Below are 11,627 nucleotides of genomic sequence, written 5' to 3' on the forward strand. Positions count from 1 at the left end.
ATTAAGTACTCGATACGTTGATATTGCGACATAAGTAATTTATTTTTCTCTACAATAACAATTACTAATATTCTAGCGTCTCTCTATCCAAAATTGCACAGCATAAAATTTAGTAATTATACCAACTCCCAAAATGGTGGGCAGTGCTAAATAGGTAAGGATGGGCGGCGTTTCGCGCCACCCATCCTTACCTACTTAAATCCTTTCCTTTTTAGGATTACCAGGAAAATTAGAGGAGTTGTAATGCAACCCCTCTAATTTGAAAATCCCCGAAAAATCAACTCCGAAAAATCAACTCCGAAAAATCAAAATTTATTTTCCAGCCAAGCGTTTCTCGGTATTTTGAATTGCTTTAACTGCATAGACATTTTTGGGGCGAAGCTCTAAAGCACTTTTAAAATTGCTCAAAGCTGTTTTGTAATCTTTTTTGTCATAAGCCGCATAGCCAGCTCTCATAAATGCATCGTACTTAATAGTGTTTGGACTCTTAGTAGCAGTTCCTTTAGTCTTATCAACAATCAGATCTTTGTTAGCGACTGAGACTTCGTTCGAGAGATAGGATGCGTTCTGGGGCTGTGCCGCGCGAGACAGATCGGAAATCAAAAATGAACTGCTGGCAAGGGCAAATATTAGTAGTTTTTTCATAGGGAGTTTTTCCTTTATTTCCAGAAATTTCTATACTTCAAAGACTTTGATAACGACTTTAATTATGTAGCAGCAGTTCCCATTATGAAACTAAATTGTTTTTGCTGCTGCGATCGCGATCGCCAAAATAACCAGAGCTATAAATATAGCTACCGCCAGTCTTGTTAGGACAAAACTAAAGCCCAAGATCGTGTTGTCCCGCGGAGCGGGACAACACGATCTTGGGCTTTATGTCCTGATATAATTGGCGGCAGTTATACAATAAATTGGATAATTAAATCAAGATCTATCGTTCCGATTCTAAAGATTTAGCGACGGAGATACCGTCGGTAGCTGTGCCAAAATACCAGAGTGATGCAGCAGCTTCCGCACGGGTTACGGGCTTTTGAGGTTGTAATAATGTGGTAAAGCCGAAACTACGCCGAATATTAGAAATATCTCGCAGTTGCGCATCGGCAAAAATTGCACTCAAGGCATTTTCACTAATACGATCGCTATCCTTAAATCCCCAAGCTTGATTGACGTTTTCCAAAGTGGCATTGGGTAGAGGTTGCCTGAGATCGAGGGGGATTTTCCATTGTACTAATTCTTCGCGCAATAGGGGATCGTTGGGACGAAAGCGATCGCCAGTACCGCCGATCAGCCCCGCATTAGCTAGCCCTTGGATGATCGTAAAGTCTGGATTACTGCTGGGAATATCGGGAAAACTCGCCAGATCCGATGACTGCGCAAATCGAATTTGGCGACTGGGCTGATTTTTATAGAGGCGATTATTAGTTTGCATTAGCCATCGGGCATATTCTCTGCGGGAAATTAATGTATTGGGGCGAAATTCCCGATCGACTTTAGGGGTAATCGTTCCTAGTTTATTTAAATCTCTAATCCAATCCCTAAGGGAGGAGGGCAAGGTTTCAAGATCGCTAAATTCTCCACTTTTAGAGGAAGGATTGCCAAAGCCTATATAAAATATCGACTTGAGAGAATTTTGTTCGTTTTTTGGTGTGATTAATCCTGACAAGGCAATCTGGGACATTCGCATTGCTGAAGCAGCCGTCAGGGGAACAGAGCCGCGATCAAGATTGTTTGTGATGTCTTGGGAAGGTGGTTCGGTAATACCATCTGAATTGCCCGCAGTCTTTACAGGACTGGGCTTGGATTCGGGCGTTGGGCTTGGCTCTAATGCCTTCTGCTCGGAGCTCACATCAGGTGAGGGCGAACTAGCAGGAGCGATCGCATTTTCTAAGGAATTCCCAAGATTCGACCCTTGACAAGCACCCAAGGAAACCGCTAGCGCTCCGACTAGTGAAAAGTGAAAGATTTGACGAAATTTGACGATCATAACCACATTTTTACTAAGCCTTGCCATCAATCTCAACCAGATCGCCGCTAGGCGGCAATAGAGGTGCGATTACTGGCAATACACAGGCAATCTCAGGACGGAAATTCGCATAGCGACTGCGCCGTACAGCATTAATTTCTGATTGAATATCCTGTGACTTTTCACCCAGACAGATCAACAGGTGTGTTGACAACTCTAAACTAGCCTCGAAGGTCGGATGAACCACCTCCTTTGCCCCAAGTTGATAGAGCGTATCGATATCGGCATCTTTTTCCGCTCTTGCTACAATGTCTATTGCCGGCGAAATACTCACGGCTCGCTGCACTGCCAGTCTAGTGGCGATCGGGTCGGAAATAGCAATGAGCATCGATCGCGCATGGTCGATTTCCGCTTTTTCTAGCACCAGAGGGCTGGCGCAGTTACCATACAGGTAAGGGATATTTTGCGCTCTTAAAATCTGTACCTTAGATTCCGCCTCCTCAATCACCAATACGGAATAGCCCTTCGATTGCAGTAAAGTCACAATGCCCTGTCCGATCCTTCCGTAGCCACAGACCACCACATGATCCTTGAGTACGGCATTCACAGAAATTTCCTGTGGCATATCTAACTTGTTCATCCAAGTTTTGAGAAATGGGACTTTTTCTAATAGCAATAAGATCTGCGGTGTTGCCTTGAGTAAGAAGGGGGTAACCATCAGCGTTACAGCCGTTGTTCCTAAAATCAGCAAATAGACCCGCCGCGAAACTAAACCTAACTTCTGCCCCTCACTGGCTAACACAAAAGAAAATTCACCAATCTGGGCTAGCCCCAGTCCCGCAAAGATAGCAACTCGCAGGGGATAGCGAAAAAAGCTCACCAAGGGAACCACGATCAGAAATTTGCCGATCATCACGATCGCCACAAGACTGAGAATTAACTCCCAGTTTTGAATTAAAAACAAAGGATCGATCAGCATCCCGATCGCCGCAAAAAACAATGTAGCAAATACATCGCGCAACGGCTCCACGTAAGTGAGAGCCTGATCGGCATATTCCACCTCCGAGATCATCAAACCCGCCACAAAGGCTCCCATTTCAATCGACAAGCCTAAATGTTCGGTCAAAAGGGCAATCCCCAAACAAAGCACGATCACGCTTAATAAAAATAATTCGCGGCTCTCGGTACTCGCAACCCAGCGTAAAAAGGGCGGGATCAACCAAATGCCTGCGGCGATCGCTCCGCCAGCGAATAAAGCAGTTACGGACAAAGCCTTTACCACTTCAACACCAACCGTTTCAGGATGATCTAAGGCAGGTAGCACCGCCAACATCAAACCCAGAGCCAAATCTTGAATGATTAACATCCCCAAAGTTACCTGTCCCTGTGCAGACTCGGTTTCATTGGTTTCCATCAAACTTCTGAGCACTACCGCCGTAGACGATAGCGACAGGATCCCGCCCAGAAAAACACCTTGAACGGGGGTATCGACCCATCCCACGAATACCGATAGGACTGTAGTTAAGGCGATTGTGAGTAAAATCTGTAATGTGCCGCCCCCAAGGGCGATCGCTCTCACCTTGTTTAATTGCTTCAGGGAAAACTCCACTCCGAGCGCAAATAACAAGAAGGCAACACCAAACTGGGCGAGGGTCTCTACCTGAATCAATTCTTTGATCAGCCCTAAACCCGTCGGGCCAACGATAATGCCACCAAAGATGTAACCCAATAAAACTGGTAATCGCAGAGCCGCCGCTAGTAATCCACCAAAGGAGGCTGCCGCAAGAACAGTTACTAAATCCACAATTAACCGAAAATCTTCTTGCACAGAAATCAACTTAAGAACATTGCCATCTCTACTTTAGCTTGGATTTAGAACCCCTAAAGCAAAAGAAGCGGCTTCGATATTCATTAGCCTCATCCCCCATAGCAAGGCTAAAGCATTGTTCCGTAGGGTTTTCACGGATGTAGACAAAAAAATAATTTTTTTGCTTGTCAATACTGCAAAGTATGTTATTATAAGATTCGCGAGTTAAGGGCTTGTAGCTCAGTGGACTAGAGCACGTGGCTACGGACCACGGTGTCGGGGGTTCGAATCCCTCCTGGCCCGTCCTAATAAACAAAAAAAGCAGCATTAAGTGCTGCTTTTTTTGTGCCGCCTTCTAGAACTAAGACATAAACCCGAAGAGGAGAAGGTTGGCGCAAAGCGCCAACCTTCTCCTCTTCGGGTTTGATTTTGTCCGATCGCGAGGAGCAATAGCTATGCTAGCAATTCTATTTAGTTGTGTTGTTCTCATTAGTTTTGAATTTACCTGCGATCGCCATCTCCACATCATCAGAATTCACAATCCAATAACTATAGCGAAACTCATTGGGTTCGCTAGGTCGGCCCTTTAAACTGTTAGATTTAATGTGATCGGGTTTAACCGTAAGACTAAAAGTGGAAATCGCCATCATCTCATCAAAACTGAGATTAGAGTCCACGTGTTTTTGCATAATATTAATCAGGTCAGGCAGGTGAATAACGATCGAAGGATTGGCGATTTTGGCTTTCAGTGCCTTCAACACGATCTGCTGCCGTTGAATCCTACCAAGGTCTCCATCTTCATCATGACGGAATCTCGCATAACCCTCAGCCTGTTCGCCGTTGAGAGTTTGTACCCCTGGATAGAGATTGATGTTCAACTTTTGAGTTTTATCGACATACTTCATCCGCTTGGGAACGTTGATTTCAATTCCACCGAGGGCATCGACTAGAGCCGATAGCCCAGAGGTATCTAACCTGACATAGCGATCGATTTCTACGTCGTTGAGCTTTTCAGAAACGATCTCTTGGGCAAGCGCTGCACCCCCGTAAACATTGGCGGCATTGATTTTCGTCACACCATACCCCGGAATCGGCACCTGCGTATCACGAGGAATTGACAGAATATCCACCGAACGGGTGTTTGGATCAAACCGAATCAGCAACATACTATCGCTTCGACCGTTAAAGGATTCAGGCGAACCAATCGGTGCTTCTAGAACGCGATCTACCCCCAAGACCAAAATTTGATAGGGACGTTCTAACTTGCGCCCCAAGCTCTCCATTAACACCTCTTCAGGCTTTCTCCCAGACAATAAACCGCCCCAATCTATGGCATTAATCGGAATAACCCGACCCAGTAAAGTCCCCGCACCGATGGATAGTAATAAAGACAGGGAAAACCCAATTTTGGCGAAGGGTATGCGTTTTTGCTTATTTTTGGGCACGGCGGGCTTTGAGATTTGCTTTGATTCTGAGGAAATAACTGGCAAATCAGCACGATTGGTGGGATCGGCTGACCGAATTTTGGATGCGGTAATCGGTCTATTGCTCACACACCACTCCGTACTTCTATAATGCTCAACAAACAACATATACCGCAAGTCAACAACTCTATGCAAGCTGTAATTATTGCTGGTGGGAAAGGAACGCGCCTCAGACCCTTGACCTATGGATGTCCTAAGCCGATGCTACCTCTGATCGATCGCCCTTTTTTAGAATGGATGGTTAATCGTTGCCGTGAAGCTAATGTGTGCGACATTTTGCTCAACGTGCAGTATCAAGCGCGACAAGTCATCGATTATTTTGGTGATGGCGATCGCTTTGGAGTCAAAATCCGCTATATCGAAGAGTCAACTCCCCTCGATACCGCAGGGGCAATTAAGCTTGCAGAGCCATATTTCACGGGAGAATCATTGATTGTATTCAATGCTGATGTCCTCACTAATTTAGACTTAATAGCTCTAATAAAGTTTCACCAAGAAACTTCGGCTGATGCAACTCTAACCTTAACGAGAGTTCCCGATATTACTCCTTTTGGCTTAGTAGAAATTAACGCACAAAATCAAGTCCAAGCCTTTCGCGAAAAACCCAATGCCGACCAAGCTTTAAAATTTCTCGCTCAAGGCATTAATACCATTAATGCGGGAACCTACGTTTTAGAACCAAAGATTTTTGATAGTTATCCCGTAGGAGAGCCCTTAAGCTTTGAACGGAAAGTCTTCCCTAATGTCCTAGAAAATGGCTTAAAGATGATGGGATTTGTTTGGGATGGATATTGGATGGATATGGGAACTCCAGAAAAGTATTACCAAGCACAAGTGGATGTTTTACAAGAGAATGTTCCCTTTGATTTTGGCGATCGCGCTAAGCAAATCCATAAAGGAATTTGGATCGCTAAAACTGCCAAGGTAGATGAGGGGGCTGTTTTAGAGGCTCCTTGTTATATTGGTGAATATGCTTCCATTGGGAAGGATGCGCGTATTCCATCCCAAACCTTAATCGGGGCAAATTCCCTGGTTAATAAGGCGATCTCCTCTGGGATATACAGTGCTGGCTCTATGTTTGTTTAGATTTATCCCAATTTCCAAAATGGCAACGCCATTTTGGAAATCTCAAAACCTTACTGGGTTTGCTTTTTAATTCACGAAAGTGTGACAACACTTTCGTGAATTGATATTATTGGGATAATTTGAAACAGGCTTTGAGAAAGGGTTTGCTCCGCAAACCCTTTCTCAAAGCCCAAAAATAAAAGCCTTGTTACGCAAGGCTTTTATTTTTGGGCTTTGAGAATTTGCCAGATTAACCCGAACTGACGTTATCAAGATTTGTTTAGATAGAAAATCATCTTTAAGGGATTCCAAGCCATCAAAAGAGATTCGCTAAGAGAATCTCTTTATTGCTATAAGTCGTATATAACTTTTAATCGTTACGCTTGAAAGAATCCAGCCATTCACGTAACTGTTGTGAAGCAATATCTTTACCGCCAAGTCCAAAGGCAACCGCGATCGCTACGGCAATCGCACCAGTCAATAAACCAAAGGCAAGATCGACAATATTACTAGCTATACCCATCTGTTTCAGCGCCATCGCAGTAATCAGCGCCACTATCGAAATCCGCGCAGCATGACCGAGGATTCTTGATTGTCTGCCACCAGTACTAGAAATTAAGTTAAAGGCAAGATTGGCAAGGTATAGCCCGATCGCAAAAATAACGACCCCGCTTAGTACTTGCCCTGCCACTAGCAATACGCCAAATACAATTCGCGTCAGTGCATTAATCTGTAAAACATCAGTAGCCGTGGCGATCGCTACTAACATGATCGCCAAGAATACAATGATGCCAACGATTTGCGAAGGAGTTTGGGAAGGGAGCGAGGTTGGGGTAGCAGTAGATTCATGATCTTCACCGATTGCTGTATCGACGGGTGAAGAGGAAGCGATCGCAGGAAATCCCAACCATTGCAAAATATTGTTAAAACCTAAGCCTGCGAGAATTCCCGAAATAATATCTCTGGCAAATTGTCCGAGGAAATAGGCAACCGTAAGAATTACACTTGCCACAAAGACTTGAGGTAAGAAGCGCAAAACTTGATCGAGCATTGCTGTCGCTGGGCGGGAAATCGCTCCAACTTCTAACGCCTCTAAGGTTGAGATCGCCGTGGGAATTAGAATTAATACATAGATAAAGTTCCCAACTACTTGCGAAAGCGTATACTCCGTTTGATTGGGAGTCCAGCGTTGCAGAAAGCGATCCGCTCCACTAGTAGCTAACAGGTTAGTAACAATTCGTTTTACAGCTTGAGCAATTAACCAACCAATCCCACCAATCATCGCTGCTTTCAGGATTTTGGGAAGAGCGCTTAAAATCTGATTAACCAGATTTTGTAAAGGCTGAAGTGCTTGCACTAAGCCTAACGTGTCAAGCACTAGGGGTAAAAACAGTAACAGAATGAACCAATATAGTGCAGAAGATAACGTCTCACTCAGAGGCATTGCCTCTGTGGCGGAGTCCCCAACGCTCTCATTGACTTTATTATCGATCTGAGCCGATCGCAAAAAGCGGGCGACGATCGCTTTACAAATAGTAGCCAAAACCCATGCAATCCCAGCCAGAATTGCAGCTCCACCAAGTTTTGGCAGAAATGCAGCAATTTGCGCCAGCAGACTATTTAGGGGAGTTGCGACAGCATCTAATCGGAGATATTGAAAAAATCCGACTAAAGTAAAAAGAATAATAATCCAAAAAACTGTAGTGCCTGCCCATTTTTCAATTGGCAAACTATTACTACGAGAACCTGTTAACCAATTCGCCAGCTTATTATCAATATCTGTGCGTTTTAGTAAACCTTCAGTCATGGAGGAGAAAAATATCGCAATTACCCAACCACCAACTAAAATGGCGATCGCAAAAACCAGTTGAAATACTAATCCATCGGGCTTGAGTAAATCCTCAATGCCAAAACTTTTCGCCGTTGTTTGAGCCAACAGGAAATAAGTAAAGTCTCGCATATTGCACCTTTAACTTAACAATTAAGGAATTATCCTCTCCCGTATATTAAGTGCATTTATATACAAAAAACAGCAATTAATAGTTAAGCTTTAACTAAAGCCTCAAGAATATCGCTCTAGCTCAATACATCCCCTATTTTTAAAGTTTTGTTATGACAATTGACCGTAGACATAAGTATCTCAGCATACTTAAAATCCAGAGCTAAAACCTGCGGTGCACGCTGCGCGTGCGCCGCAGGTTTTAGGGTTTTATATTTAATTAAGCCCCCTTACTTATAACAATCACTTATATAACTATCGCCAAATGTACTAGGACATAAACCCCAAGAATTGACTGGTGGCGCGAAGCGCCGCCAATCAATTCTTGGGGTTTGATTTGTCCTAATTCAAGTGACTGTAGCTATAACAATCCTAAATGAGTTATACCAATTCACGAAAGTGTGACAACACTTTTGTGAATTAAAAAACAAACCCAGTAAGGTTTTGAGATTCCCAAAATGGCAACGCCATTTTGGGAATTGGTATTATGAGAGGCTTCGCATACAAAAACAAGAATTAGACGTTGCGGCGATTCGCGCCGCAACGTCTAATTCTTCACTGGGAAGGGAGTAGCTACTGAACGCTTAAAACTAAACCCTTAAGATAAGCTCCTTCAGGATGAAAAATGCTCGTCGGATGATCGGCAGGATGGGTCAGATGATGCAAAACGCGAATGGTGCGACCAGACTCGATCGCTGCAGCCGTAACTGCTCCCGTAAAATTCTCTACGTTCACCACCTGCGAACAGGAAAAAGTAAATAACAAACCACCACTTTTTAGATTAGAGAGAGCCTGTGCATTCAAGCGTTTGTAGGCTTGCATCGCGGAATGCCGCGCCGATAGGCTTTTGGCAAAGGCAGGCGGATCGAGCACGATCGCTTCATAATCGCGATCGCATTGCTTTAGAAAGTCAAATACATCCCCTGTAAAAGAAGTATGTCTGGACTGACGCTCAGCATCGAAATTGGCAGTAATATTGCGATCTGTCCATTCCATAGCTTTGACAGAACTATCGATCGAATGCACTTCTCGCGCCCCTGAGGCAACAGCATATACCGAGAATCCCCCCGAATAACAAAAGGTATTTAAGACCTTTTTCCCCGTTGCATACTTGCCAAATAACCATCGGTTTTCCCTTTGATCCAAGAAAAATCCTGTTTTCTGTCCCCTCTCCCAATCCACAATAAAGCGATGTCCGTATTCTAAGACTTCAGCATTATCAAGGGACTTTTCACCAATTAATAGCCCATCCTGCGATTGCGCCTGCGATTTGCGCGAAAGGGTCGCCGCACTTTTGTCGTACACTGCTTTCAGGCGATCGCCATAGATCTCCATCAATATTTCGGCAATATCCTGACGATAGCGATATGTCCCCAACGAATGGCACTGTAAAACGGCAGTATCACCGTAAATATCAATAATTAAGCCAGCTAGGCTATCCCCTTCAGAACTCACCAAGCGATAACAATTAGTTTCTAAGTTATCAATTAAACCCAACTGTTGCCTGAGGGCAAAGGCTTGCTTTAAGTTCTCCTTTAACAATTGCCGCATCGATTCGATAGGTTGAAACGATAGCACTTTGATCGCAATGCTCCCCATCCCCCACAGCCCGATCGCTAAAAATTTACCATCCTCGCTGTAAGCTTCTACCAAGTCACCATCACGGACTTCGCCCGACATTTTGGCGATCGCCCCCGAAAAAATCCAAGGATGAAAACGCTGTACCGCATCAACTTTTTTACGATGAATAATCGCGCGCGGCAACGTTGACATGGTTAATAACTATGAAGTGACATAGGTGAGGTGACATAGGTTGCTAAACATAACACAAAAAGTCGAACAACGCTTAGACCATTTACACTATATGCTATTCTCAAGAAGCTAGCGTTATTGATAATGCCATGACTTCTGCGGAGAGCACCTATTCACCTGAATCCCTAAAGGCTGAACTCAACTCAAAAGGTTGTCGCATGACACCCCAGCGTGAGGTGATTTTGAGCACATTTCAGACCCTCCCTGAAGGAGAGCATCTCAGCGCTGAAGATCTCTACGAACGTCTCAAGATCCAAGGCGAAAATATTAGTCTTTCAACAATTTATCGGACAGTCAAGATGATGGCGCGGATGGGGATTTTGCGAGAATTAGAACTCACCGAGGATCACAAACATTATGAAATCAATCAACCAAAACCTCATCACCATCACCATCTAGTCTGCGTAAAAACTAATCGCGTCATTGAATTTAAAAACGATCAAATCCTCACGATTAGTAAAAAAGTTGCCGATAAATATGGATTCTCTGTTTTAGACTGCCAGCTTACTATTATTGGGGTTAGCCCTGAAGGTCAACGCTCAATATTCTAGTTAAGAATGGTCTGAGCTTAGCTCAGACCATTCTTAGAAACCATTTAAGAATTAATTTCTGCGGTCAAAAACTCGAAGAGATCCCCCTCAATCCCCCTTAAAAAGGGGGAAGAATTTAATTCTCTCTCCTTTTTAAGGGGGGGCTGAGGGGATCTAGTAAATTCTTAAATGGTTTCTTAACTGGAATATTTAAAAACTTGTGGTATAGGCAACAGGCTTTGGGGCTTTAAAGATTAATTATGAAGATTTTGAATTAGTAAAGTCTTCTTGCGCGTAAATCTTGAATCTATCTAAATCTGCTTGCAAAGTAGATTCGACCACTTGTCCCAAAAACAAATTATCCATCAGTTGCCCGATCGCGGGAATCGCGTAGGCAATACTCAGCTTCACAATAGTTAGGTTATTAGGACGACCATAAAACCTCACAGCACCTCGATTGGGCAAACCACCAATTGACTCCCATTGAATTATTTGATTGGGAATTTGTTTCAAAATTCGAGACTTCCAAGTAAAGGTCAAACCATTTGTACCAAGCTTCCAAGCTGAAACCTCAGGATCGTCCGTAACAATCACAGAATCAATCCACTTCATCCAACGGGGCATAGCCTGTAAGTCTGACCACAACGACCAAGCGTATTCCACGGGAATAGCGACTTCGGTTTGGACGGTATGTTCTAGCCAATCACTCATTGGATAATCGTTAGTTATTACAAAGTTTTACTGAATATTCATCATAATATAGCGTTTCTTTGACTGGTGTTTGCCCCGCAAAGAGTGCGTCCCAGCTTTGGGGATTAAATATGATTACTTCCTTTTCACTGAAAAGGAAGTAAGGCTCTTGCGGATAAAAAATGTCCCACCAAAGTTATCTAGCTTCGACTACGCTCAGCTAACGTTGGCTGAGCGTAGTCGAAGCCACAGGTACTTTAATTAATAGCAAGTCCCT

At 43.8% G+C, this 11,627-nt stretch carries 9 protein-coding genes and 1 tRNA gene; 3 read left to right on the plus strand and 7 right to left on the minus strand.

Annotation, left to right across the window (positions count from 1 at the left end; translation table 11 throughout):
* Positions 1-312: 312 nt before the first annotated feature.
* The 3 genes from AC805_RS10640 to AC805_RS10650 all read right to left on the minus strand — a co-directional run bounded on the left by AC805_RS10640 (position 313) and on the right by AC805_RS10650 (position 3,791).
* Positions 313-645, minus strand: coding sequence for a tetratricopeptide repeat protein (locus tag AC805_RS10640; protein ID WP_055075418.1), 333 nt, complete (start codon positions 643-645; stop codon positions 313-315).
* Positions 646-931: 286 nt separating this feature from the next.
* Positions 932-1,984 (minus strand): S-layer homology domain-containing protein, encoded by a 1,053-nt coding sequence (locus AC805_RS10645; protein ID WP_055075419.1) that lies wholly within the window; start codon positions 1,982-1,984, stop codon positions 932-934.
* A gap of 13 nt (positions 1,985-1,997) precedes the next feature.
* Positions 1,998-3,791, minus strand: coding sequence for a cation:proton antiporter (locus AC805_RS10650; RefSeq protein WP_055075420.1), 1,794 nt, complete (start codon positions 3,789-3,791; stop codon positions 1,998-2,000).
* 208 nt (positions 3,792-3,999) lie between these two features.
* Between AC805_RS10650 and AC805_RS10655 the strand changes: the two genes are divergently transcribed.
* A tRNA-Arg gene (locus AC805_RS10655) sits at positions 4,000-4,073 on the plus strand.
* A 164-nt stretch (positions 4,074-4,237) separates the two neighbouring features.
* On the opposite strand, the gene AC805_RS10660 is transcribed toward AC805_RS10655, so the two are convergent.
* The gene (locus AC805_RS10660) at positions 4,238-5,323 is read right to left on the minus strand and encodes an LCP family protein (protein ID WP_231662642.1); all 1,086 of its coding nucleotides are present in this window, start codon (positions 5,321-5,323) and stop codon (positions 4,238-4,240) included.
* A 60-nt stretch (positions 5,324-5,383) separates the two neighbouring features.
* Here AC805_RS10660 and AC805_RS10665 point away from each other — a divergent pair, with 60 nt between their 5' ends.
* On the plus strand, positions 5,384-6,340 hold the full coding sequence (locus AC805_RS10665) for a sugar phosphate nucleotidyltransferase (protein ID WP_055075422.1): 957 nt from the start codon (positions 5,384-5,386) through the stop codon (positions 6,338-6,340).
* Positions 6,341-6,689: 349 nt separating this feature from the next.
* Here AC805_RS10665 and AC805_RS10670 read toward each other — a convergent pair whose 3' ends face one another.
* On the minus strand, positions 6,690-8,279 hold the full coding sequence (locus AC805_RS10670; RefSeq protein ID WP_055075423.1) for a mechanosensitive ion channel: 1,590 nt from the start codon (positions 8,277-8,279) through the stop codon (positions 6,690-6,692).
* A 612-nt stretch (positions 8,280-8,891) separates the two neighbouring features.
* Positions 8,892-10,091, minus strand: coding sequence for a class I SAM-dependent rRNA methyltransferase (locus AC805_RS10675; RefSeq protein ID WP_055075424.1), 1,200 nt, complete (start codon positions 10,089-10,091; stop codon positions 8,892-8,894).
* 128 nt (positions 10,092-10,219) lie between these two features.
* On the opposite strand from AC805_RS10675, the gene AC805_RS10680 reads away from it, so the two are divergent.
* Positions 10,220-10,681 (plus strand): Fur family transcriptional regulator, encoded by a 462-nt coding sequence (locus AC805_RS10680; protein WP_055075425.1) that lies wholly within the window; start codon positions 10,220-10,222, stop codon positions 10,679-10,681.
* Between the two features lie 237 nt (positions 10,682-10,918).
* On the opposite strand, the gene AC805_RS10685 is transcribed toward AC805_RS10680, so the two are convergent.
* Positions 10,919-11,371, minus strand: a complete 453-nt coding sequence (locus AC805_RS10685) for an SRPBCC family protein (protein ID WP_009628387.1) — start codon at positions 11,369-11,371, stop codon at positions 10,919-10,921.
* Positions 11,372-11,627: the final 256 nt, after the last annotated feature.

The sequence above is a fragment of the Pseudanabaena sp. 'Roaring Creek' genome (assembly GCF_001402795.1).
Taxonomy (GTDB): Bacteria; Cyanobacteriota; Cyanobacteriia; order Pseudanabaenales; family Pseudanabaenaceae; genus Pseudanabaena.

Bases quoted from the DNA above. Each gene is read 5' to 3' on its own strand.
- AC805_RS10640 (WP_055075418.1), bottom strand. From the start codon at position 645: ATGAAAAAACTACTAATATTTGCCCTTGCCAGCAGTTCATTTTTGATT.
- AC805_RS10645 (WP_055075419.1), bottom strand. From the start codon at position 1,984: ATGATCGTCAAATTTCGTCAAATCTTTCACTTTTCACTAGTCGGAGCG.
- AC805_RS10665 (WP_055075422.1), top strand. From the start codon at position 5,384: ATGCAAGCTGTAATTATTGCTGGTGGGAAAGGAACGCGCCTCAGACCC.
- AC805_RS10670 (WP_055075423.1), bottom strand. From the start codon at position 8,279: ATGCGAGACTTTACTTATTTCCTGTTGGCTCAAACAACGGCGAAAAGT.
- AC805_RS10675 (WP_055075424.1), bottom strand. From the start codon at position 10,091: ATGTCAACGTTGCCGCGCGCGATTATTCATCGTAAAAAAGTTGATGCG.
- AC805_RS10680 (WP_055075425.1), top strand. From the start codon at position 10,220: ATGACTTCTGCGGAGAGCACCTATTCACCTGAATCCCTAAAGGCTGAA.
- AC805_RS10685 (WP_009628387.1), bottom strand. From the start codon at position 11,371: ATGAGTGATTGGCTAGAACATACCGTCCAAACCGAAGTCGCTATTCCC.